This window comes from Stutzerimonas sp. C6.4V, from assembly GCF_058536345.1.
Window position 1 is genome coordinate 2,928,974 of sequence record NZ_JBZUBM010000001.1, and the last position, 25,429, is coordinate 2,954,402.

Here is a 25,429-nt window from a genome sequence, read left to right on the forward strand (position 1 = left end):
TTACACAACCTCGAGGTCTAGGATGACCGACCTCAACGATTCATACAGGAACTCAACGACCTTAGCCCTATCTTCCCCAAGCGACACAGTAAACGTTGCAATCGACAGTACGATCGACTGTAGCCTTTTTAACGATACTGCAACATTCGCAGCCTCGGCCGCACGGCTAACGAGATCGACCAGGTCGCGTTGAGTAAAATTTAGATTAGTGACTATGTGGTTTGCCGCATCATTCTGAAGTACATAAGCCCGATTTCGAAGACCATACACTTCCGTCAAGACAGTATAGCCAGAATCAGCGAACGCCAAATCGTTTATTGAGATTCGATGTAGAGCACGTTGATAAGCATCCGCGGCTTGTAAAAGGCTAGCCGAGAACTCTTTTACACATTCGACGGTAGCGAGTGCCGGAGCAGCACTCTGTTCATTAGTCATGTACTTTCTCCATTTTAGAGTTTTTCACAGGGGAGACAGCCTCGGTGCGGATGGCGGAGTTACGACGAACCAGTTTCGTCAAGTAATCAGATAGCACGTGTATGTCTTGATGTAGATTTTGGATACCGTTCCACGAACGTATACCGCTCTGGAAGGGCCAATCTCCATGCCCTGCCGTCCAGGGCGTCTTGCCCTCGAGATCCTTAAGTCCAAGCTTGAACAGAGGAGCAAGCGGCGCCGAGGTTGTACACAACTGATCCATCACGTAACCCATAGAGATGATGCCAGCGCTGTGCACCAATCGAGACGACTTCGGATGATGCCCTACCCATGCTTTGCGGAAAACCTGTTGGACCGCGAGGAAGAATTCGCTGACTACGACGAAACACCTTTCTTCGCCCCCCTCCTGATCGATAAGCGACCGGCAATATCCATCGGATAACGAATTTATTACCATTTTCTGGAGCGCAGTATCACTGATCGTTCCTAGGGGGTTCGTATGTTGTTTGATCTGTCCCCTAAGCGACGACCGCTCATCAAAGTTCAGCAGCTCTACAATACGTGCCGCACGAGCGCGAGATGTCATGCGTAGAGGGAGACCGTCTACGCCTGGAAGTAATTCGTAAATCAGCGACTTTGATAAAGGACGCGTGTTGTTGACCAAAATGAACTGTTGGCGCAGTTCGTCCTGGTGCTGACAGATAAGCGCCGAAACCAGTAACTGAAAGTCACCCGACGGTAACCCAGCCAACGCTGACAGCCGCTGCTGGCCGTCCACAACAAACCCAGTCGGACCTCTGGAGATATCTATCTCAATTTCGGCATAGGGACCTTGTCCCTCTGTGATGGTGATGCCATCGGTGAATGCGAGCACCACTGCATTAGGCATCACAGCATCAGGTCGCTCAAGATAGTCACGAATCTCTCTAATATGTTTGGCAACCATCGGTCGCTGAAACCCGTGCAAGTCGCCTCCCGCGTCTCGCCTCACCCGATCTATCGACGCAATGGCCAAGATCTGCTCCACAGTGGCAGCGAAAGACACGACCTGGTGTGTAGCGCTTTGCTTAGCTCGAATAGCCGAAAACCGCATCGATCCCCCTCATATACCCCACCGCACCGGGTGTAACGCATTCCTCAGGTCAGCTTTGCTCTCCACCCTCAACGTGGGCGCAAGGCAATAGCTGAGACAGTTATCAGGTGGTAGGATTACACACTATAAATTAACTGCAACCCATCAAAAAGCCATAGGCGCAGTTTTCCAATGACATCGATCATCATCATCACTAACTGTACCAACAGGAAGCGTATGGCTGGCACGGCTACGCTGTGTTTGCCTCAAAAGCCGTTCGCTTCTCTGGACGAGATGACCGACGAATGGGTTGGGCAGATCAGAGCCAAAGGCCTTGGAACCCTACCAGCAGCGTCCCTCTACGCAGGCCGAAGCGTTCTGGATGCCAAGCGCGCGGCTCAGTTTGTCGACGCGCGTTTGATGTTCGCATCTACTGGGCTTGGCCTTATCGACAGCGATTACCCGTCTCCTTCATACAACCTGACTGTTGGCAGCGAAGACGACTCGATCCGACCAAAACTAGCAAAACTCGACGCTGCTCCTTCGCATTGGTGGACGCAACTGAACGTACGCTTTCGCTCCTGCAGCCCTATCGCCGAACTGGCAACGAAGCCCGCGGTCGAGCTGGTCTTAATTGCACTCTCCGCTAACTACATCGATCTTATTCGCGACGACCTGTTGGACCTCAATCCATGCAGCCGATCCAAGCTGAGGATTTTCACGTCTCGACCCGGGGTCGAAAGGCTGCCTGACGATCTGAAGCCCTATGCAATGCCATATGACGACCGGCTAGAAGGTTCAGACCTGGCGGGGACACGGGCAGACTACCCGCAGAGAGCCTTGCGCCACTTCGTAGAGCAAGGCTGGACGACGTGCTCATTGCCGGACGCCCGTCGGGCTGTGACCGGCGCCATGAGCGAACTCGCATTCGCGTCAAAGGTGTCGCGCCGGCGGACGTCTGACGAGGAAGTAAAATCTTTACTAGCCAAGGCTTGGGCAAAACACAACGGCAGTTCTTCCCGATTGCTCCGGCACTTGAGAGACGACGTATGCGTGAGTTGCGAGCAGTCTCGATTCCGAAAACTATGGACGGAGTTGAAGTCGGAATACACAGCGAGAACTAAGGCATGAACGAGAAGAACCAAGAAATTGTGGTGCGTGCTCTTCGTACTACGCAAGGGGACAACCTAGAAGTCTATGCTCTGTTCGTACGCGGTTCAGATCTGGTTCGGATAGCCGATATAAGCCGTATTTCTCGAGATGAAAGCAGCAGCCTGAAGGGTTTCCAGCGACCGGAGATCCGCAGTCACGTAAAAGGGATCGTAGACTATTTGAACCAAGGAAATGCCCTCTTCCCCAACGCGATCATTTTGGCGCTATCTCCAGACGTTAAGTTCGTTGCGTCACGCGGAAGCAAACCAACCGGCGATGAAGGGCTATCCCAAGCAGGCACACTTCGTATCCCTTTACATGATGAGGGTAGACGTTCGGCGTGGATCGTCGATGGCCAGCAGCGTTCACTGGCACTTGCTAAAGCACAGAATGCCGACTTGCCTGTCCCGGTCGTAGGCTTTGTTTCTGACAACCTTACCACTCAGAGAGAACAGTTCATTCTGGTAAACAAAGCAAAGCCGTTACCTACACGCCTAATCAACGAACTGCTCCCCGAAACAGGCACGATCCTACTTCCCAGAGAATTAAGTGCTCGGAGGGCTCCGGCTGAGCTATGCGGACTCCTTAATCGCGATTCAAAGTCACCATTCTACAAGCTTATCAAGCAACCCTCCGACCAACAAAATAATGCTGCAATAGTAACCGATACGGCTGTCGTCAAGATGATTCGAAATAGCATGACGAACCCATTGGGCGCTCTTTACCCATACAAGTCAGGTGACGACGAGACCGCTAATATTGAAGCCATGTACCATCTACTTATTCAGTTCTGGGATGCAGTAAAGGTCTGTTTCCCAAAAGACTGGGGGTTGGATCCCAAAGATGGGCGATTAATGCACTCAGCGGGCATAATCGCTATGGGCGTATTGATGGACCGCATCTACGCCAAAACGGGAGTAAGCAAAGACAGCGCCGAACAAATAGAAACAGAGCTTCGAAAAATTGCAACTGTCTGTGCATGGTCTTCGGGTGAGTGGCCAATGTTGAAAAAGGCTTGGAATGAAATCCAGCATACGCCTCAAGACATTAAAAACCTGCAAGACACACTGATACGCCTTTATTTAACCAGCGCCGCATCATGAAATTTCTGTACGCCGACACTCAAGATTACGTGGATCCAGGATACGACTTCATCAATGATCGTAATGCTCCTGGACGAAGACGATATTGGGACGACCAGTACGCGCACGAAATAATGACACCCATCCCCTACGACGGTCTACTAGTCTCAATGAGTGCGGTTCGCCCTGCCATAGGCGTTGCCAGTTCCAAGGTTCGATATTCCACAGCTGAGCAGCAGCGTTTTCTCAGGGAGGGTGTTCGAAAGTTCTTGCGGCTAGACGACGAGAAATTCGACGATACGATGGTTTTAGGTGATTGTGGTGCGTTTGCTTACGTAACTCATTCGAAACCAGCCTATAGCCCACTAGAAGTAGTGGAATTTTACGCTGATAGCGGGTTTACCCACGGATGCTCACCTGACCATATAATTTTCAGTTGCGACTCAAGCAACCCACCAGCAGCCAGCCAAACTGAAGATATCCTCAACCGCTACAGCATCACGCTCGAAAACGCACGTGAGTTTCTAAGGCTTACGAACGAAGCCGGTCGGCCCTTCGAACCATTAGGTGCAGTCCAAGGATGGTCTCCGGAAAGCATGGCACAAGCGGCAAAAAAGCTTGAAGACATGGGATATCGGTACCTTGCGATTGGCGGCCTGGTTCCACTGAAAGTGGAGCAGATACACGAAGTGCTGATTGCACTGCGAGTTGCAATAAAACCTGAAACCAATATTCACTTGTTGGGATTTGCCAAAGCAGAGCGAATCGATGAATTTACAGGCTACGGTATTACCAGTTTTGATTCTACGTCTCCCCTCATTCGGGCCTTTAAGGATGCAAAAGCCAACTACTATCTAGAGAACGAGACATCAAAACTGTCTTACTACACTGCGATCAGAATCCCACAGGCCATTGAGAATCCGCGATTAATGCAAGGCATAAAGCGCGGGACCCTTAGCGCTGAAGAACTGCAGAAACGTGAAGCAAGATCCCTGAAGGCATTACGTGACTATGACGATGGCGCTCTTGATTACGAATCAACCTTATCGGCCATTATTGACTATCTCCGTCTAACACTCAGCGATATCGTGTCTACCGCTGAAGAACTCGAAAAAGAAATTGACAAGAACATCCGCCTAATCGGCCCCACCCTTCGTGACAAGCCATGGCAAAAGTGCAAATGTTCGATTTGTAGCAGTGCCGGCATAGAAACCATCATCTTTCGCGCCAGCAACCGAAACAAACGCCGGGGATTCCACAACCTAGGCGTTTACCATCGACACCTTCAGAAGACTCTGGAAAAATCTAAAGCATGATCTACAGGTTCAAAGGTATTCGCGCTACGCAGGCGCAAGGCCATGACATATTTACGTTTGCCGCTACGCCAAAAGACATCCTGTCTTTCTCGGAAATTGAACGGGTTGGCAGAAACGAAGAAGGTCATCTCAAAGGGTTCCAGCGCCATCAGGTGGCGTCACATATCCAAGATATACGGGATTACCTACGCAGAGACGATGCACTGCTGCCCAACGCGATCATTTTGGCATTCCTTGGCGATGTCAAAGTTATCGACATAGGCGACGGAATTGTGGATATCACTGTGGACGCGTCGAAAAGCAAGCCAGGTTTCGTTGTCGATGGCCAACAACGCTTGAGTGCTTTGTCGACGATGGACAAAGCAAATTTCCAAATATTTGCATCTGCTTTGGTTTGCAAAGACTATAACGAACTCAGGCAACAGTTTGTTCTGATTAATAATACTCGGCCGCTGCCGAAGTCGCTCATCTATGAACTTCTACCGACCGTCGACGGCCTTCCGGAGCGTTTCACCAAGCGTAAGTTCGCAGCGCGCATAGTAGACTTGCTGAACCACTTACCGGGTTCGGCTCTCTTCTGTGAGATCCGCCAGCATACGAACCCTCAGGGTGTGCTAAGTGACACGGCGATGCAAAAGCTTGTCATGAACTCTGCAAGCGACGGAGCTATTCAGACATTTATGCAATACGATGACTTCGATGCCCGTTCTGTCGAACTCATCAATAACTTCTTTCAAGCTGTTCGGACAGTATTTCGTTCAGAGTGGGATGGCTTATCGCCTCGGCATTCGAGACTTAAGCATGGCGCGGGTCTTGTTGCGCTTGGATTCGTAATGGAAGAGTTATACGCCCGGCAAGGTTCGACGAGCAAAGAGGGCTTTATGGAAGGACTTAAACTCCTTAAGCCACACACCGCATGGACTAGTGGTGAATGGCACTTTTCTGAAACCGATCGTCGCCCATGGAATGGTGTTCAGAATACGCCTAGCGATATTTCGCTACTTACACAACACCTTACTTACAAACTTAAAAGCGAACTCAAACGCAAATAGATAACCATATTCGGAGGTCTGTTATGCATACCAAAGCCCTCGTTTTGTTTTCGGGCGGTCAAGACTCTACGACCTGCCTCGCCTGGGCGCTCAATCGATTCGAACGGGTCGAGACTATCGGCTTCGATTATGGGCAGCGCCACAGCGTAGAACTCGATTGCAGGCGGAACGTGCTGAACTGCATCCGTGAAAACTTCGATCACTGGGGATCGCGATTGGGCGAGGATCATCTTCTGGATCTGCAACTGCTAGGCCAGATCAGCGAGACCGCAATGACCTCTGAGAAGGAGATTGAGTTCGCCCAGAATGGATTGCCTAACACCTTCGTCCCAGGCCGCAACCTGCTCTTCTTCACCTTCGCCGCAGCACTGGCCTATCGTAGAGGGCTGAGCGTACTCGTGGGTGGAATGTGCGAGACGGACTATTCGGGCTATCCCGACTGCCGAGACAACACATTAAAGGCTTTGCAGGTTTCTCTTAGCCTCGGCATGGAAATGCCGCTAGTGATCGAGACGCCTTTGATGTGGCTGAACAAGAAGGAGACCTGGGAGTTAGCAGAGAACCTAGGCGGGCAGAGTTTTGTCGAGCTTATTCAAGAGCAAACCCATACCTGTTACCTAGGCGATCGTGAGCATCGCTATGACTGGGGGTATGGATGCGACCGATGCCCCGCTTGCGAGTTGCGCCGTACCGGCTATGAAGCCTTCAAACGAGACACTGACGCATGACCTACAGTGTCAAAGAGATCTTCTACACCCTCCAAGGCGAAGGGCTTCGAGCAGGTCGACCAGCTGTGTTTTGTCGCTTTGCGGGTTGTAACCTTTGGAGTGGTCGAGAGATTGACCGCTCAAACGCCATTTGCCAGTTCTGTGACACCGATTTCGTGGGTACCGATGGAACCTTGGGCGGCAAGTACTTGACAGCAGAGGCCTTAGCCAAGCGAATCTCCTCACTATGGCCAGTCGCACAGGAGCATCGCTATGTCGTGCTCACGGGAGGCGAACCGTTACTGCAGGTCGATGAAGCCCTGATTGCGGCCCTGCACGATCAGGATTTCGAAGTCGCTGTCGAGACCAATGGGACCATTCCGGCACCTTCGGGGATCGATTGGATTTGTGTCAGCCCTAAAGCTGGCTCCGACTGGGTGCAGCGTAGTGGCCACGAGTTGAAACTCGTCTATCCGCAACCAGGCCTCCTCCCGGGCGACATCCGAGACAGCGATTTTCACTATTACCTGCTGCAACCCATGGACGGACCGATTCAGCGACAAAATACCCGCACGGCCATCGCCTATTGTCAGGCCAACACCAAATGGCGCCTTTCCGTTCAGACACACAAGATTTTGGAGATCCGCTGATGTCCACGCTAGCAGTCGCGTCCAAAGATCTTCTTCCTGAGGTTGCAACTAAGTCTTCCACTGATTGCGTGACCGTATACGAACTGTCACAGCGCTTTTTCTTTGAGGCAGCCCACACCTTGAATCGAAGCATCGAGACCGAGAGCAGTCTACGTATCCACGGACATACCTACGAAGCAGAGGTTACCGTCGCTGGTCAACCGGATCCCACCTCCGGGATGCTCATAGATCTTGGCTATCTGCGCAGTGAAATTGCCAGAGTAAAAGAGATGCTAGATCACCGACTCCTTGATGAGGTTCAAGGTCTAGGATCTGCCACTATCGAGAACCTCTGCGCTTTTATCCGCGAACATATGGAAGGTTCAGTACCAGGCCTATGCGCCGTTATGATCGAGCGCCGAGCCAGCGGCGATCGCTGCGTTTTGCGCTGGAGGAAAGAATGACCTTCGTTACTTCATTCCATAACAGCCCGACATCTAAATAGACTGCCGCCTCACCCCCTCTATAAACTCACGAATTATGCTTGAAGCACCCTTACCATAAGGATAGATAATGTCTCGCCTCATACTGATCACAGGATAGAATGCCTGATGTTTTGAACTACGGGAAGAGAACACAAAATAATCAGCAGTTTTAGCCAGATGGCACAAGGCTGGCGTAGCTGTATGGTCACTGTTGATATCAACCTTGAGTCCTATAAAGATCATTTCCAGTACATCCCGTGCGCGGCGCGCGGCCCCCTCTGTGAGGGTGTAGATAGCTAACGACTTTCCTTGTAAGTCAGGGACTGAATCTATCGCTGAGTCGACATCTGAGACAGAGTTTTTGTTATCGCTAAAGTCTGGAACTGACTCACCGACCTCGAGAATTTCTCGCATTAAAACGAAGGTTAACTGGCGTATCGCTGGATCTTTAATTTGTCTCCAATGCTTTGTCGCGAAATCCTGTAGCGACTGCCAGATCTGACGACGCAATGGCTCTTCTGGGCAGGGTGCATCCAGCAGCACATCCACTAACTCCAGCATATGGATATACGCTTCAGGCCCTTTATTGACCTCCCATAACATTAGTATCGCATCGATCGACCTCGTATATTCACCAACACTGAACGGTTGCGCTAACATCAACTGCGTCAATTGTGCTGCCAGCGACAGCAATGCTGGATTAACAATAGAGTCAAGAGCTAGTAATTCCAAAAACTCTACCCAGAGAGTTCCTTGGACAATCACGTCCCGCTCTTCTAACCAATCCAGCAGCAATGGCAGTGCGTTGCGAAGAATTGCCTGCTCCTTAGCCGATCCGGTCTGAATACATTTAAGCAATCTTTCCGCGTTAAAGGATTCAATTGTCCAATTTTCGCAGTACTCTTGTGCCTCACGCTCCAACTCGCCAGTTGGCGACTCCGTGCCGCCCAAGCGCTGAAACCAGCTATCCCACCCACCCAACTGTTCTCTAGAAAAGCGTTTTTGCATATCTTGCAAAATCGCACTCATCATAGGCAATGATTGCAGTGGTTCAAACCAAGACTCGGGCATGGTTTGCAATTGATTCCACAATTCTTGCAACTCAATTAGTGACGCATCCAGTGAGCGTTGCAGTAAGACTTGCACCGCACCGGGCCCCTCATTTTTATCTATCGACGTACTTACAACCGCCCCTATATCAGCCTCGGGTTGAGTTACCTGAGCCAGTTCTGCCCAAAGCAGTAGTTTTCGCAACCAGTCCGAATCGATAAAGGCGGGCACGTGCTGCTGAATCTGTACACTCCTTAAAACAGCGGCACCAGCTACCCAAAGTTGCCAATCTTGTTTAAAGCTTTCGTGAACCTCAAACAGCGGAACCGTTATAAAAAGCGGGCTAAGCGGATAGCATATTTCTGCCAACTCGTCCCTGCTTTCCTCAACTATCTCGTCAGCAATAAGTAGCCGGTTGAGGCCTAGACGCCCCAGCGCTCGAAGCATTATACGAACTAGCCGTAACGGCATACGGCTTCCGAGCAGACTGGGCAAGCGAGGATGGTTAACAATATCCTGCCAACGATCTGCTGCAGCTAACGCCTGCAACTCCAACGACAGGAGATTAGGCGGACTGAAACCTCCTGAGTTCTTAAGTTCGCCGTATAAGTGCCAAGCGTTTTCGCCATCATGTAGTCGGTAGGCCAACATGAAATCACGTAGCACTCGACCTATTGGCCGTTTAGCCAATGACATAAGTGCGGGGCGCTGACGATACAACTGCAGCACATTAGCCAGCACTGTAAATATCCGGTGCTTCTGCTGCTCACTTACCCCGCTCAGTAAGTCAATACGCAACAAACCCGCGGGGGCGCGCACTAGCAATGCACTCTGCCCCTCATTATTTGGAGTGCTGATCAGACCATAACTAGGAGAGGTACCGGCTGTTCCTAAGAACGCTGACAGCACCTGACGTAACTCCTCCAGCGCACGGCCATCCTCAGCAACTGCGTAGAAACACAATTCCGGAGGGCGACTGTACGGCAACAATAACGGCCACTGCTCGGCACAAGCACTTTTTACCAATGGTTCTAACAAACGCTGATACGGTTGCGGGTATTTTCCGGCGATCACTTTTTCTGGATCTATCTTATTCTCGACCGAAAAGAACGGCTGCAACCATGTCGGCACTGCGCTCATGAACACGCCTCGAAGCGGTAATAATCTTCAAACTCCAGTAGCGCTTCAGAAATTATCTGAGGGTTGTTCGTCAGCATGACGTGCTCATCGTTGCGGTTGGTACCGCTCCAGGTGTAGTTCATTGAGCCCTTCAAAAAACAACTTTTAGTAAGCAGACCTTTGGTATGAACCTGATCACTGTACTGGTAACAAAAATCCTGATCGGCAACTAAGCGGCCGCTCAATTGCTGGACAAATCGACGGCTGTAAACGTCGTCTCGGGTTACTACCCGCAACCGGCAACCGCCATTAACGGCCCGCGCCAATACCTCATTAAAACTAACCTCTCTACTACCCCAGCCTGGCTCAAGCGCATCCCACTGCCCAGAACAGTTATCTAGAACAGGAAAGTCACTCAGCCAGGGCGACACTAGCCATATAGGCTCTGGACGGAGTAGCAGGCCTGCCATTAGCCCGCCAAGAACTTCACGAAATTGCCTACGCCCTAGTGGGCCGTGTAAAAACATTTGCCGCTGATCATTCATGGTAAAACTCTTATTGAATAGCCTCAGCCAGTTCGACTCGCAATACCACACTATCCTGCAACCGGGTCATAGCCCCGATACGCGGGTACAACCATAGTCCTGAGTGATCAACAGGCTGCAACTGAATCTCAGCAATCAGTTGAGAAACTTTGGTCATCTGCACACGCGTAAGTAACAAGTCCGCATGCCCTGCTCGGCGTAACACATCGTGCAACTTAGGCAAATAATCAGAGGAAAATTGAACAGTCGGTTCTTGCTCGGCAAACAGCAAACTGCCGAGCAAGCGTTCAGTGGTAGCAACATCGTTTTGGAATGGGTTGTAGTAACTCATTTCAGACTGACGAATAGCATTGCCACGTGGCCACAACAGCCCCTGATTGCGGCAAAGACCTTGGAATACCTCAAGAGGCGTTGCCTGCCTACCTAGCTCTTTGGACGCCAGTGCATGGGCTGCGATATTTAGGCCCCACTCAAGGCCGCTATCAGCCTCCAACGTTCGCCAGGCGTTTAGTAAGTCAAGCAAGCGCGCGTCAGTGGAGTCATTGCTGCCAGGTCTTAGAGCCCTAGAATACAGCACACTCAAGAAGCTATGACTCAGGGCAAAACCTTCGCTGAGTAGAGTTCGGTGCAGCTCTGCATTGGCTTCACGGCGCTGCTGCAAATCACCAGCCCCTCGCACCACGGCTAACGCATCGGCCAGACTGCCCCCTGGAACCACCTGCCCCAGCAATTGGTACAGATCAAAATCGATATGCTCATAGTCACCTGGCTGTAGGCTGCGTGCGAGAGTATTAAGAACGCGTAGCGGATCCTCGAAATAGACTTGCTCCAAGCGACTTATAATCCCGTTACCCCCTGCCTCCGACTCACTCAGCCAGATCTCTAGACAGTCCTCCAGCCATAACGCATCGGCCAACACCAACCGCTCATCAACATCTGGCAACAGCACACACATTGTTCGCTGAGCAGCGGCAGCGAGGGTATTGGCTAGCAGCGTACGACTCCAGACAGGCAATTCAGGTAGCAAATCTACATCCACCCACAGTGCACGGGCGCAGTTCTGTAGAGCGATGAGCAGATCATCACGCGCCAGTAACTCACGCAGTTCCGCTTGCAGTTTTTGCTCTTGCACAGAATCTAACTGCTCATCGGGTTGAAACAAACTCTGTGGAATTGTGCGCAAACGGTCAATACCGGCAGCAGCGTGGAGCCGAGTCAGCGCACTGGTTAAAGGTTGAACCGCTGCAGGATCTAGATCAAACAACTCTCCGGCCAGAGCGGCTAAGTAACACTCGGCAATCCAATTTGCCTTAAACGGATCTCCGCCCAAAATATCTAGTTGATCAACAAGATGACGGAAGAATACAGGGCGGATTCCACGTAGAACTTGTGGGTCCGCCAACATATTGGCAATCACTTGATCACTAATCTGAAATCGCAAACGCATGCCATCGACCCACTGCCTTGCACCAATAGCTACAGGTTCACCGCTGCGCTGCCAGTCAAATCTCACCCTGGTGCTTGCACCGTTGGTGAATCGCAACGTGGCATTTGCCGCGGTGCTAAATCGCACCACCTCCAGAGGAGTCATTTGCTGGTGCAAACAGAACGTCACATCGGTCAGATGCCTCCCCCAACTGCCGGTTGGACACTCATGTACCTCAGTCAGTGACGGCACACGAAACTCGGCTTGCCACACCAATCGCGCGTTACTTTTCTCAGTTAGATTTAACTTTTGCTCGAGACGGCGGGTATAGACCGCACTGGGGCGCAGTACAGTCAGTGGCTGAGCAGCGCTAATGCTAACCAAGCCCTCATCGCGTAACTGCTCGCCGAAAGCCTCACAAACCTCAAATCCCATCTGCTGGGTGGCGTCAGGCTCAGGAACGAAACTTTCTGGAATTAGCCAATCAGCATCCAGGTTGCTGTCAATGGCATAGCGCTTGGAAATCCGTCCAGGTGCAAACTCACGTAGAGCTTGGAAAATCGGCAAATCTCTCCACTCGATGCCCAAATCCACCCCGCGCACCAAGGCAATAAATAGACTGGGTAAGCTCAGTTCTGCAAACAGCGCTTCGGGGATAAACTCCGGCAGTGGTGAACTTCCTTTAGACACATCCTCCCAGAGTTGGCCATTAGCACACCAGTCGGTAACAAGTTTGCGCTGCAGAGCAGGTAACAACTCAAGCATAACCGAACGCGGCGGAGCCCAAAGAATACGCAGCAGAGTATCGTTATCGACCTGCAGGGCATCTTTTAGATAAGCAGTAAACTCATCTTGCTGGCTGCTTGGTTGTAGTAATTGCTCAACCAAAACCAATAATTTCTTGCAACTACTCTTATTATTCTGAGGCTTACGAAGTATCGCCCACACGGAACCACTGCCTAATTGCGCACTTAGCCAGTCGAGCAGCGCTATAGCCGCCTGCATTTTCTGAATATGGCTGTTGTGTAACGGCAGACCTTGCCGCTTGATTTCTGGGCTAAGCAACTCTTCGTAGCGCTGAAATGCAACTCGATCACGACCAAACTCGGAAAGGACTACCAACATCCAAGGGCGCATTGTGCGCGAGCGACCCGCACGGCCCTTACGCTGCAAATAGGATGCAACATCACGCGGCGCCTTATGCTGCAGCACTGCCCCCACTGCAGGGTCGTTGAAGCCCACTTCAAGTGAGGCTGTGGCAACGACAATCTCAGCGTCGGCATCTACGCCCACATCTTGGCTCGATGTGCGACCGATTACCGCTCTATCATCCTCACTGAGCAAATGGCCGATATCGGTGCCCACTCGCCAGTCCTGTCCTAGACGAATACGTTCTAGAGGAAGCGTCGCGTCCTGCTTATCTACATCCTGCCCATCGTTTGGGCCGCGCAGACTAGCCAGTGCGGGGTGATGAGGAGTTAGCCCCCACTTATTCGTACGCCATCCTTCGGCATCGGCTAGTTGATGATAAAGACGATTGTTGGCGTCCAAGTCGTCGGTAAAGACGAAGGTTTTACTCCCCCACGTCCCCTTAGAACAGCCCTTGCGGGGATCAAGAATACGCCTAGTTAGCATGCTGGCCTGAATGGTGGTCGACAGCAAAGCAGTCTGTGAGACCGGATCACCGCGTAGCACCATCAGGTATTCAGCACCCTCATCTATCATTTCATCAGGCAACGGTTCAACCAGTTCAACATGCTCTTGGCGTGCTCCGACCAGGTCGGCAAAAAAACGTGCAGCATCGGCCAAGGTTGCAGATAGCCCGACAAAATGAGGTCGGCATTGAGCGCGTTTCATCCAACGCCGTAATAAGTACGCCGTCTGAGCCCCGCTGCTACCACCGTAGGTGTGCACCTCATCAAGTAACACTAGCGTCGGACCCGCTTGCGGGCCAACGCCAAAAAGGTGGTTACAACTAAAATCCCCAAGTCTCCGATTGAGCATCTCAGTGGTGGTAAATAAAATATCCGGCGGAAATTCTGACTGGCAACGACGAGTCAAGGCCACTTCGTCATCGGCCACGCGGTGCCCACAGCGATTGCATTCAACCTCTTTAAGGTTGGAGCGCCATTCCATTTTTCCGCCGCAACTATTGCTGGAGCAACGCAGCAAATCAAACGCCAGACTTGGTTTCTTCGTTTCAAAATCCACCCCAGCCCATTGCCATTCAGTAGGGGTATCACCGAAGAGTGCGCCGATGCGAATCTTGCGCCCAATTCCGGCCTGCATCAGGCCATCGAGTTTACGGCACTGGGTCCAAGCCTCCATAAACTGGTCTTTGAGCAGCTCATTTCGCGGATAGATAGCTAGGATCCGCACCCTGGGCGTGTGATTGCCCAGCAGGTCCGCAGCAAGCGCGGCTAGTCCTGGTAAATAGAACGACAGCGTCTTTCCACTACCTGTACCAGCACAAACAATTGTGCCGGAGGCATAGGTTTGTCCGTTGCGATGCGCGCTGAAAGCCTGCAAAATTCTCGATGTGGCGCGGGTCTGAAAACCGGCCAAATCCAGTGGATTTCTGGCCGACTCGAGTAATGACTCAATGGCTGCTTTTAAATGTTCAGGGGCATGCAGCCCCGCCAACTGCAACCACTGAGGCAACAGTTGCGCCGGATCCTGATTGCGTTTGGGGTAACTACGAGGTCGCCGCAAAAAGCGGAAATCCGACACTAACGTACGAGAGCGATCTATCGGTTGCTTGAGAAACCATTGCCGAAGATTACGATATAGGTGCGCCGCCTCGCCCATTCTCGTCCGGTAAACATTTGTTAGCCCTTCAGGATGGGGCACCTCGATGAGCATCGCATGCTTACTTAACTCAATCAGCACATCATAGGGATCGTGATCGGGCAGTACACCCTCCAGCGTTGTCAACACCTCATCTTCGCTGAAGAATCCACCGGTATCACCCCAAACCAATAGGTTAGTTTCCAGTTCCTCTAACTTATCCAAGCAAGCGTGCAACTGCCCTAGATTAATCGCCATCAGAAAGCTTTCCGACTAACTGTGAACTGTCCCAACAGATCGTGTTCTTGAAGCCACCGAAAAGCCTCCTGTGTCATGAAGGAAAGCGGTGCCTGACCAAGGCTTCCAGGCTGATTAAGCTTGTTAAAAAAAAGACTAACATCTGCCGGAAGATCGAAATCCATCTGACCCCGCAGTTCCTGCATACGTGCTGCCAGTTTATTCAAATCTTGAATCTTCCACACGGTGTCAGGAATCTGTTTAGCCTCTGCTAAGAACCTTTTACGCAGAGCGACGTACTCAGTATAAAAGTTATCAACTCCGGGGATACCGCGCTGGGTATCAAGCATCACCTGCTCAACCCGGGATCGGCTATCAAGTTGAGAGGTCCAGGCTTTCCAACAAGATAAAACTTTCTCTTCTAACTGCGTGGTTAGTTTTTCTAGTGCAGCCTGCGCGTTATCAAGAGCATCATCCTGACGGGCTGCGGATTTTTTTTGCGACCACACGCCAATAAAAAGCTTAAGACTGGCAAGTGCTTTGCTGCATTGTTCTTGTAGTTCTTCACTTAATTGCGTCAACTCTGGAGCATCCGCCGGCAGCGCCTTGAGCACTGCGGCGTTGGCAACCATGGCTTTAAGGCGACTAGCGATATCTTGGAACCGCTCGTAAATATGCTTACAGTCTTCGATAGACTCACGGGACTGTCCAGCAGACTGACTTAACAGTTGTTCGCTGCGCAAGTTCCGGATCTGCTGTTCAAGCGCACTCATGACTTTCCTCCCACAGGTCAGTCACTGTTTCGGCCATTTCATCAAGTAGACGGGTCACACTATCTTGAGACTGTTTGAGAATGTCTCCCCCCCACTTCTTATTTTCTGACTCCAATCTAGGCAATACGTAACTGTAAAAGTTTCTCCAATCCGTCAATACCTTCACCACTTGCTCCAGTCGCTGACCATCAATTTGGTTGACTCGTTGCAAGTGCCTGACCACATCCGTTTCCTCACGGACTGCAAGCAGATCTTTCACCACCTTCCAATTTTCACCGTCTTTCAAATCAACCAGCGAAGCACGCATTTTCTTAGCATTGGGGAAGTCTGGATGAACTGGGTAATGCTGCCCACCAACACTGATGTCATGCACTAGGTCAGACATCTCATCCAACAAAGAACAGAAGACATCTTGTCGAGTGCAACCATCTAGCACCTCAACAACGTTGACTGACGCTTTCAGAGACAGAGTGATTGCATTCGACAACTTCCCAAGCTGGGGGTCATTATTGGTCTTGACATTCTTTAAAGCTTTTAGCGCTAAGTCTCCATCCATCCCATGCTCATTCGCAGAAACTAGTTTTAACCAAGCCTCACGCTGAGCATCCCAATTATCAAGCGCCTGGTCCTTAGCTTGCTTTAGTTGCGAAACTACTGCTGGAATCTCAACTGCACGAATCTCCTTAGCGGTTCTAAGCAATTCATTTAAGCGTTGACGATCATTATTGCTATCCGCCAGCAAACCCAGTGTCACGGCCGATTGCAGTTGCTTACCTAACAAGCTTGGCAAGGTTTGTCGCGCCTCAACCGTTAGTGTCTGCAAGACATCCGGCACCCAGTTCGCGGCAAAACTTTGATATAGAAGATAGTCCTCAAAACCGTTGGGATACCTCCAATCGCTGGCTCCATCAAACTTTGGATTAAAATATTCGTAACGAAGTAGTGCGAGTGCTACTCCCTGCAAAAATTCTGATTTCTGTGGGATCTTAAAGTCCTTTTCCAGGCAGAACGATATCTTACTCCCTGCGACGTTACTTTCAGCATAAGGAAGATCTATGAGTACAAATGCTCCACTTTTCAGAGATGGTTTCTCCCTTATACCCATCCAATCCAAGTGTGCATACAACTCATATATCCACAAGAGACCTGCACGTAAGATGCGAGCCTCTGTCTGCCCCAGCTTTTTCTTACGCTGAAACCAAAGGGTGACGGACTCCTCCAACAGTTGCAGTTTTTCCTGATCGGCGTCCACTTTCTCTAGGGATAAGCCTTTTAAGGCACCTGATTTTACAAGTCGACTTGAGGTTTCTGAAACCATACCCCCACTAGGGGGAGCAACATAAACACTCACTCCGTCCTTGAGCAGCGCAGCCAGGCCGTCTAGACCAAAGACCCTGGCAACGCGACGATCCAAATTGCTTTGTAGATGCTCGATCGAACGACTGTCAAATCCCCAGATAGCAACTACTGTTTTGCAGCGTTCTGGCTTTTCAAGCTTCTGCAAAGCACCTGACAATACAGTCTTAACTCTAATTCCGGCAAAATCTGCAGGCGGAAACGCCTTCAACAAACATGCTTCCCGATAATCGCTAAGGGTGCGCAAGAGAATTTCGTTCAATACCTGCCGGGGATTAAACTTGAGTTCCTCATCGCCTTTGCGGCAGAAATAATCAGCCAGCGCTTCAATCGCATTGCGATTGAAAGGAAAAAGAGGTATCCCACTGGACGCATAACCGAACGCTTTTAAGTAATCGCTATCATCATCGGGATCTGACCAAACTGGTGGCCACGAGTCGGACTCTCGAACCAACCAAGAAGATTTCAACGCCTCGCTTCCATAACGAGCGGCATTCAGATAGCGTCCGCAAAAATCTACAATCCGCTCTAAGGTCTGCTCACGACCCTGCCCCTGCTCGCGGATATACCACTCAAATTGTGCACGGGTTTTGATTGTATCCTGACGCCGCAGATAGCCTTGGTAACCGTCGGTTACCGCAATGGCCGAACGCAGAGTGCATAACTCCTGCTCACCATCACGCACCGACTCCTCCAGCAGACTATCGATCAGTACGTCTTCAATAGCGGAGATGGCCGCCATATCCTCTACTAGCACAACCAGTGTGCGGTTTTGTCGTTTCAGCGAGCGACGAATCTCCTTGAACAGATCTTGAAAACTGCCACCACTGAACTGAAAAAGATATCCAAAAACCGTACGTATAGACTCCCCAAGAACCTCGTTCAGCACCCGCGCCGCACCCTCTCGGGAAATTTGGCTAGTATTCAATTGCGTTGTACTTACACACTGCCGCGCACTTAGGGACAAATCATCAAGGTTGAAACTAAAATCAAGATCCCCATCCTTGATTTGGTAATCATTGCGAATCAGTTCATGGTCAGTCGCCCCACGCGTAAGGCGACTAGCAAACTGATGTATGCAATGCTCCGGATTAAGTAGGTTCTTTTTGAAGTTAGAGTCAGTTATTAATTCTGAAAGCCCTCGACCAGGCAATGTATAGGTTTGAATATCTCGCAAGCGTCTCTGCTCTTCATCCCTCAACTGGGCCCGAGACTCTGGATGCTCCCGATAATACGCCATTATCTGAGCAGCATCTTGGTGCAATTTATTCAGTTGCTGAGACATAAATGTCAGCAATAGATCCGCAACTGCCTCGGTCTTTAGTTGCTCACCAACAGCACTAATACGACTACGAGCTTGATCAAATTCCTCCCCCTCAAGCCCAGCCAATAAGAGCTCCAGCACCTGACGCAGACTGGCATTTTTTGGAATGCGCACGACATGCCAACTCTGGTAATCAGAGTGCAGTTTTAATTTTGCATCCATCCAGCGAATCAGATGGGACTTACCCACCCCAGATCGCCCGATGATAGGTACCGGTCGCTCTATCGACAGAAAGTGATCAAGCAGATTTTGCTCGTCGCATATTTGGTCAACACCTGCACCCATACGCAACAACTGCATTGGCTCATGCACTGCCAGAAGCACATGCTCAGCTAACTCTTCGGCCTCTGTACGAATGCACTGGGCGACACATTCAGATTTTGGCCAGTAATTAATCAAACTCATGCAGTCACCACTGGAACGTAAACAACTACACTGACAAAACGTCGCACTTCACCAGGAAGTTGTAACTCCATGCTGGAGGCATCATCGGAGGCCCTTTCAAACCGCAAGCGGAAAGAACTCTCCAAACGAACTAATGCGTGGCTTAATGCCGGGCTAACGTGATGATCATCTCTTGGATGCCAGCCTAACTCCTGCATGAGAGGCTCGAGCAAACAACGAATACGACCACCGTCCAAAAGTGGTATTTGTACGGCCAATCGCTCAATAAAAACCCTTAACGACAATTTTTTTTCAACCGCAAACAGCGACTCTAAAAACGGCTCGATCGCACGAGTTGGATCAACAATGTAGCCTCCACGAAAAGGCTCGAGAAAACCCAGAAAATCTCCGTATTGTAAAAATGTTGATAACTCGTTAGTGAGGTTAAGACCTCGTTCACCAGGCAGCCATCGATTTACTGCTTCTTGCGCATTGCCATTTATACCGGGCAATACCACTTCTCCGCCCATAAACGTATAGCCCTGCTGCACCAGCAGACAGGTCATAGCCCGAAAGAAAGGCTCAACCCGCTTATCATCCAGAATGGTTTGATCAGTACCTTCCCTACTATTTTCGATTATTAAAGCCAACACCCTGTGCGCTAAATTTCTATCTGTCGCGCCCTCGGGCACAGAAATCTCGCCGGCCTCATCCTGCAACCAAAGCCCTTCCTTTATCCAAAAATCTAAGTTCCACTCAAAACGCTTTTTAGCATTCTCTGATTTAGGTAAAAAATCGGGTCGAAGAATCTCCAAAATATCAACACGAGATATAGGCTTACCTTTCCGCACTAGCACTCGATCAATGATATTTAGCAAAACTAAACTGCTGCCCGCATGGGCATTGTTCACCATCGACACTATTGAGACTCCTGCACAAAACTTTCCAAAACCTTGCTACCGGGGCGGCATTCCCACCACGTGCGATAGGGCGAAGACGGATCGGCTAATTTTTCAGGCGCAACAATAACTCTTGGTGGATCATCAAAACCCGACAGCGGTAAATGGGTTTCACCTGGCATCAGTAGCACCAACTCAAGCCATCCCCCTGGACTGTCTTGCGGATCAAGGGCACACCAGAACGGCAACGCTTTCAGGGCGTCGTCTTGGTACATTTCATCTAGCACTGCCCTACTGGCGCGCACAGCCTGAACCTGCCTAGTACGCAGTAAGTTTTGCATCCAGAAACGCCAATTGTGCAGCAATGCTTTAGTCGTAACCCTGGCGTAGGACTCAGGTTGATAGCGGACCCGAAGTAACAGTGAAGATGGCATCCAAGTCGGGATACGTGATAACTCTAAACCACGCAGATGAAATATATTCCCCAGTGTTGGAGTAAAAACTCCTCTTCCCTGACTACGACAACCAGGACATCCACCACAACTGCGTTCAGGGGCGATTCCGCTAGGGCGATAGAATTCATCCAACTTCCAGCATAGCGGTTGCTGCGTGTCTTTTAGCCATCCGGTTAAACGATCAAAACCATCTGCCCTGGCCTTTTTTTCCTGATCGCGACGCGGGGCTATCTGCTGCTGCCATACCTCTGGAGCTAAATGGGAGTCGATAAGAATCTGAACGCCGATACGGTTGAAATAATCCTCAAAATACTCTGTTAGAATCCGCTCATTTTCTGATGTTAACTCACCCTCGAACTGTGGCGGTTCAGGTGGAGCAAAAAACAGACGTATCAACCCCGCACGCTGCATCAACTGCAGGGTACGCAGATTCCACATTTCGTTACCTTTGCTATTCCGAGTCAGGCCGCGGTGCAGAGCAGTTCTAGAAATTGTGAAGTACTCACCACTGACTTCCCTACTTCCCAACAACATTTTCCAGCGTTCCACGCCCAACTCCGCAGAGATCAACTTCTCCTGCGATAGCCTTTCCGCAATATTCAACTGTCCCGGATGGTAGACAAGCCAAGACCAGCAGGCCGTACCGTCACGCCCCCCGCGTCCGGCCTCCTGATAGAACCGATCTATACTCTCCGGCACAGTTGCATGCAGAACCGTTCGCACCCCGGACTTATCCATGCCCACTCCGAACGCGGAAGTAGCAACCATGATATCCAGTTCGTCGTATCGCCACTTTTGGATCAAGGCGTCACGTTCATCGGCAGCAGTTGATCCATAGAACAGACCGATTCTGTTGAATCCCTCCTCAAGGAGTAAGTTTTTCCAATTTTCAGCCTCTTTTTTCTTAGTGGTGTACAAAATAAGCGGCCGAGGCAAATGCCGGATTGCCTCAAGTACAGCAAGTTGATGCTCTGCAGGGTCAGCAGTTCTCAGCACGTTGAAATTCGGCTCTGGACGTAAGAACCCGCCGTGAATTTCGATCGTTTGTTTGCCTTCCTGGACAAACGAATCCTTGAGCAACTGTAAGGTCGAATCACTGAAGGTTGCCGACATCAGGAGTGTACGTACACCTTTCGGCGAGTGGTCCCTTAATGAGCGAAACAGGGGCGCCAGCAACTGGAATTCCGGACGAAACCCAGCCCCCCAGTGATCAATCATATGCGCCTCGTCGACAACCAGAGCCTCCAGCCGTCCTTCCTGTGCCAACCGGAAAAGCGCCGGCCGGAGTTTGCCAATAGCCAACTCCGGCGAACAAAACAAAATACGCTGATCCCCGCTTTTCAATCGCTCAAGGACTTGCTGATGCTCAGCATCCGCTTGACCTCCATACAACGCATAACTTCCTCCATGACCACAATCCGCGCGGTTAAGTACTTCAGCCGCGCGAGCAGCCTGCTCCAACGCTAACCCTACGGTTGGTACAATGGTTAGCACCAGTTTCTGTTTGCCCGCAAACAGGCTCAGTGCGTGAATAACGAGAGTCTTCCCGCTACCAGTGGGCAGATTGATGATCAGCGTGCTGTCTGGCGCAGAAGTAAGAACAGTCCTTACCGCTGCTTGTTGCCCAAGGCCCTGGTACGAATCAAAATCGTCATTTTTAAGCTTTTGCCGTAGCGCCACATCCATCGGTACCGACTTCATATACCGGCGTCGGCGATGCCCATACACAGCAAGCGCAGCATCATCCAGAACTTCTACCATCCGTACATGCCCGGTCATGAAATCCTGAACTAGACCGGCCCGACTGAGAGACGAGGAATCAACCGCATTGGTAGGTAGTTGCAACACAGGCTGGACGATATTGTTTGCCAATGCGCAACCCAGGGCATCGCGGCACGCAGCTGCACGATCAGCCGGACCAGATTTACAATCCCGAAAAACCGTTAGTAATCGAATGAAAAATGACTCAGTCAGAGCACCGGACTTGCTCACATGGCCAGGACTCAACAATGCTGCTTGTAGTGCGTTCCATTGCGCTTGCATCACCCCTCCCTCAGCATTTTTTTTGTGCACACCACTACCGCACGCATCGATAGCAGATGCAGTTGCGGCTCAAACGAAAAGATCTTCGTCTGAGGCAAATCCGCCAAAGTCTGTTGGCGACTCTGAGACATGATCTCCAAGACCATTCGCTTCCAATGCTCTGCAGGTAGCAAGGACTCCAGTTCAGGCCAGACGTCATTGCGTAAATTAATATCTTGAAAACCAGGATTTGATTTGTTGTAAGGCCATTCCAAAGACCTCAACATGCCCTCAGCAACTACCAGACTGCCATCCTCCGCCAGCCAATGGCTCTTTACTGAAGGCGGCATCATCTCATCGCCACTGAGTTGTTCCAGGTGACTAGCGCCATGCTTCGTAGCGGCAACCAACCAATTGAGGCGGAAGAATATTTTCGGTGCGCTCAAGTTGCTTTTTTCGAGCACGCGCATAAAAGCACTGGTTGCCCCCCGCGAATCACCAGCGGCCAGTTCATATATGGAATCCACGAATGGCTGACCGTAACGGAAGGGGTACACGCCCGATTGAACTGAAGCCTGCTGCCGCAAGTAACTCATGGGAGCGGTGTATGGCGGGTTACCACTTTCCGGGTCAATACCCGTGATGCATCCTTCGATAAAGGTCTTCACGTCCACGAGGGTACGACCGCCACGCCCAGCCGGGTCAAGGCCGAAGCCTAACCTGAATTGCTGCTGCAGATCCCCCTCTAACCTGAAGTTCAACCCGCGCGTCATCCAGGCACACATGCGGTCAATCTGCTCCTCGGCTATTTCGTCCGCCTCAGAAATCTCCTCAGCGAAGTCCCGTGCCTTGGCGACATCATCATCCAATGCAAGCAATTCTTCCTGTACTTTCACCCGACGGCGCTCGCGGTCCAGCAGGCCTCCCTCGCCGCTCAGTTGCTTGGCGCAGACAAGCAACTCTTCATCGCCGGATCGCACGACCGCCTGCCAAGTCTTTTCGAGGTGCTCCTCCAGTACGTACTGCAAACTAGCCACCGTCTGATTGAACACACATACCGATGTGTCGAGCAGATCCACCCACCGCCTTAACAAACCATCATGGTCAGAAATCAAAACCAAGCTTTCTACAGGCCTGATGCCACGCAAATTAGCGCTGTAACGATTCAATCGCCCCAGACGTTGTTCAACGCGACTGAATGATCTCGGTAGGCTGTAATGCACGGCGAGTTTCTGCCCCCCATGCAGGTTAAGGCCGTCTTCACCACCTTGATCGCAAACCAATACCCGCACAGAACCGCCCGGCTGCAAGAACTGCAAGTCGCGGTCGGAAGCATTGCGCTCAATACCCACAGCCAGAGAGTCGCCGAGCGTAGCGGCGACATGATCCGCGACTACTTCGTCACCGCAGAAAACAACCACCTTGCCCTTCGGGTTTTCGGCCAACCAACCCTCAAGACTCGCGATCAAACTCCGATCTTTACATGCCTGCTCGAGTGAGGCCTGCTTGGATATTTCGGCAAGAAACTCTCGCTCGGTTGCTTCAAGCCTCGTAGCCAGGTGACTGACGAACCTATCGGCCCGCTGCTTGACCAATAATGGACTGCCCAACAAGTCGTCAACCCAATTCAGGTATTCTCCAGAACTCATCGCCTGGAACTCATCAGGATCTCGGCAGGCCTGGCTGCGATACTCTTCCAACAACAGATCTAATGGCATGCTGCGTGGTTGTATCGGCCAGTGTTGACGGCGCAAACCAGCCAATCCTGGAAACAATTGCGCGAGATGCCCCATTTCCCGGCGATTACGAAGCATGCGCTGATGCAGGCGATAGTGTTCTCCGAGGTAATGCCGCAAGCCTATGATTTGTTGCTCGCGCTGCTCGCCGCTCTCCTCGGCGAAAAGATCTACCAACGGCATCAAACTGCCGATTCGCTCATGCAACTCCTTATCCTCAGAGAATTTTCCCTGCAGATCTCGTATTGCTTGCTCCAATGCGGCGTTCGAGTTGTCCGGGGTCAGTGCGCCATACAACCCGCCAAGCCACTCACGCTCCTTAACTCGAGCGATGAAGCGCTGAACCCCCGCTTCCGAGATCTCATAAGCTTCGGGACTTAAGCAGTGAAGCATCGCTAGAAAATTTTTCTCGTTCCCATTCAATGGAGTCCCCGACAACAACAGCGCCACCTCAGCTGCCTGGCAGGCCTCCGCCAGCACCTGGAACTGGCAATTCAAGGCTTGCTCGGAGGCCCAGGCCAGCGGCGCTAACTGATGCACCTCGTCAACGACAATCAAGCTAGGCTGACCGCCCTCCCGCAACGCCTTTACCAACCGTTCATGACTGCATACTCGAATCAGTGCTTTAGGTCGATGCGTTGTAGACATCAACTCGCCAAGATGGAATCGGCCCTTTAACTCCTCATGCCACTGACTGATAAGAGAAGCCGGCACCGCAATTAACACATTGGCGTTAAATTTCTTCTGAAGCACGTGTTCACGGATGACAAGGCCTGCCTCGATCGTCTTCCCCAAGCCCACTTCATCGGCCAGCAAGTACTTCGGGCATGGGTCCTGAAGGACGCGTCTAACTACGGCGATTTGGTGTGGCTCCAACTCGACGCTACTGCTGGTAAACGCACCGATTGAACGGCAAGCCGCCCGCTGCTCGATATACGCTTCGAGAAAATCCTGGCGCAGTCGGAAAAAATATGGCGCATCGTTAGCCCTAGCCGCCAGGAACGCAGAAGGATCGAGCAAGCCTTGCGCTCCAAGGTTCAGGCAGTAGATTTCATCGATATCGACAACGGCCTGATCGTTATCTTCAGCACGGAAGATCACTAGATGCCGCTTGAGTGGCCGCGAACCGCCGTACCTACCACGCCGCCAAATGCCTGTGAATTGATCTCGACAATAGACGATGGATTCCTCATACAACTGAGTTTTCCGAACGTCGGCCAGATCGGCCCTGAGCTTTCGCGCCTCAGGGTTCAAAGGGGACTCGAAGAAGGTAACTTCGCATTCCCCCTTATCACGATCCAATCCCGACAGCTTGCCAATGCCAGAAAAAACACTGGACAGAACCAACTCGCCGATTTCTAGAACCTGGTCCATTTCTTCCCTCTC

Annotated in this window: 17 protein-coding genes; 7 read left to right on the forward strand and 10 right to left on the reverse strand. The window is 51.1% G+C overall.

From position 1 onward, the window contains the following. Both AC4LFW_RS13825 and dbpB (AC4LFW_RS13830) read right to left on the reverse strand, forming a co-directional pair. Complete coding sequence (locus AC4LFW_RS13825) at window positions 1-435, reverse strand: hypothetical protein (RefSeq protein WP_491819675.1); 435 nt, start codon at window positions 433-435, stop codon at window positions 1-3. After that, window positions 428-1,528, reverse strand: a complete 1,101-nt coding sequence (gene dbpB, locus AC4LFW_RS13830; RefSeq protein WP_491819676.1) for a DGQHR domain-containing protein DpdB — start codon at window positions 1,526-1,528, stop codon at window positions 428-430. The genes AC4LFW_RS13825 and dbpB (AC4LFW_RS13830) overlap by 8 nt, the downstream gene beginning before the upstream one ends. 171 nt (window positions 1,529-1,699) lie before the next feature. Between dbpB (AC4LFW_RS13830) and AC4LFW_RS13835 the strand changes: the two genes are divergently transcribed. From AC4LFW_RS13835 to AC4LFW_RS13865, 7 genes are read left to right on the forward strand one after another with little or no spacing between them, the layout of a single operon-like run. Then, window positions 1,700-2,638 (forward strand): hypothetical protein, encoded by a 939-nt coding sequence (locus tag AC4LFW_RS13835; protein WP_491819677.1) that lies wholly within the window; start codon window positions 1,700-1,702, stop codon window positions 2,636-2,638. Further along, the gene (gene dbpB, locus AC4LFW_RS13840; RefSeq protein WP_491819678.1) at window positions 2,635-3,762 is read left to right on the forward strand and encodes a DGQHR domain-containing protein DpdB; all 1,128 of its coding nucleotides are present in this window, start codon (window positions 2,635-2,637) and stop codon (window positions 3,760-3,762) included. The genes AC4LFW_RS13835 and dbpB (AC4LFW_RS13840) overlap by 4 nt, the downstream gene beginning before the upstream one ends. Then, window positions 3,759-5,057, forward strand: a complete 1,299-nt coding sequence (gene dpdA, locus AC4LFW_RS13845; RefSeq protein ID WP_491819679.1) for a tRNA-guanine transglycosylase DpdA — start codon at window positions 3,759-3,761, stop codon at window positions 5,055-5,057. Before dbpB (AC4LFW_RS13840) ends, dpdA begins: the two co-directional genes overlap by 4 nt. Next, the gene (gene dbpB / locus AC4LFW_RS13850; protein ID WP_491819681.1) at window positions 5,054-6,109 is read left to right on the forward strand and encodes a DGQHR domain-containing protein DpdB; all 1,056 of its coding nucleotides are present in this window, start codon (window positions 5,054-5,056) and stop codon (window positions 6,107-6,109) included. Before dpdA ends, dbpB (AC4LFW_RS13850) begins: the two co-directional genes overlap by 4 nt. 23 nt (window positions 6,110-6,132) lie before the next feature. Beyond that, window positions 6,133-6,837, forward strand: a complete 705-nt coding sequence (gene queC, locus AC4LFW_RS13855) for a 7-cyano-7-deazaguanine synthase QueC (protein ID WP_491819683.1) — start codon at window positions 6,133-6,135, stop codon at window positions 6,835-6,837. Beyond that, window positions 6,834-7,466: a 7-carboxy-7-deazaguanine synthase gene (gene queE, locus AC4LFW_RS13860; RefSeq protein WP_491819684.1), complete on the forward strand. Its 633-nt coding sequence runs from the start codon at window positions 6,834-6,836 to the stop codon at window positions 7,464-7,466. Before queC ends, queE begins: the two co-directional genes overlap by 4 nt. After that, window positions 7,466-7,909 (forward strand): 6-pyruvoyl trahydropterin synthase family protein, encoded by a 444-nt coding sequence (locus AC4LFW_RS13865; protein ID WP_491819686.1) that lies wholly within the window; start codon window positions 7,466-7,468, stop codon window positions 7,907-7,909. Before queE ends, AC4LFW_RS13865 begins: the two co-directional genes overlap by 1 nt. A 33-nt stretch (window positions 7,910-7,942) precedes the next feature. Here the strand turns inward: AC4LFW_RS13865 and dpdD are convergent, their stop codons facing one another. Genes dpdD through dpdE form a run of 8 tightly spaced genes read right to left on the reverse strand, consistent with a single transcriptional unit; the run spans window position 7,943 to window position 25,417 of the window. After that, on the reverse strand, window positions 7,943-10,120 hold the full coding sequence (gene dpdD / locus AC4LFW_RS13870) for a protein DpdD (RefSeq protein ID WP_491819687.1): 2,178 nt from the start codon (window positions 10,118-10,120) through the stop codon (window positions 7,943-7,945). Continuing rightward, window positions 10,117-10,644, reverse strand: a complete 528-nt coding sequence (dpdK, locus tag AC4LFW_RS13875; protein WP_491819688.1) for a phospholipase D-like domain-containing protein DpdK — start codon at window positions 10,642-10,644, stop codon at window positions 10,117-10,119. Before dpdK ends, dpdD begins: the two co-directional genes overlap by 4 nt. 10 nt (window positions 10,645-10,654) lie before the next feature. Next, entirely contained in the window at window positions 10,655-15,115 is a 4,461-nt protein-coding gene (gene dpdJ, locus AC4LFW_RS13880; protein WP_491819690.1) for a protein DpdJ, read from the reverse strand. After that, a complete protein-coding gene (locus AC4LFW_RS13885; RefSeq protein WP_491819692.1) occupies window positions 15,115-15,867 on the reverse strand; it encodes a hypothetical protein in 753 nt (250 codons plus the stop codon). Before AC4LFW_RS13885 ends, dpdJ begins: the two co-directional genes overlap by 1 nt. Then, a complete protein-coding gene (gene dpdH, locus AC4LFW_RS13890; protein WP_491819694.1) occupies window positions 15,854-18,952 on the reverse strand; it encodes a protein DpdH in 3,099 nt (1,032 codons plus the stop codon). Before dpdH ends, AC4LFW_RS13885 begins: the two co-directional genes overlap by 14 nt. Next, complete coding sequence (gene dpdG, locus AC4LFW_RS13895) at window positions 18,949-19,845, reverse strand: protein DpdG (protein WP_491820228.1); 897 nt, start codon at window positions 19,843-19,845, stop codon at window positions 18,949-18,951. Before dpdG ends, dpdH begins: the two co-directional genes overlap by 4 nt. Window positions 19,846-19,850: 5 nt before the next feature. After that, the gene (dpdF, locus tag AC4LFW_RS13900) at window positions 19,851-22,328 is read right to left on the reverse strand and encodes a protein DpdF (RefSeq protein ID WP_491819696.1); all 2,478 of its coding nucleotides are present in this window, start codon (window positions 22,326-22,328) and stop codon (window positions 19,851-19,853) included. Next, window positions 22,328-25,417 (reverse strand): protein DpdE, encoded by a 3,090-nt coding sequence (gene dpdE / locus AC4LFW_RS13905; protein WP_491819697.1) that lies wholly within the window; start codon window positions 25,415-25,417, stop codon window positions 22,328-22,330. The genes dpdF and dpdE overlap by 1 nt, the downstream gene beginning before the upstream one ends. Window positions 25,418-25,429: the final 12 nt, after the last annotated feature.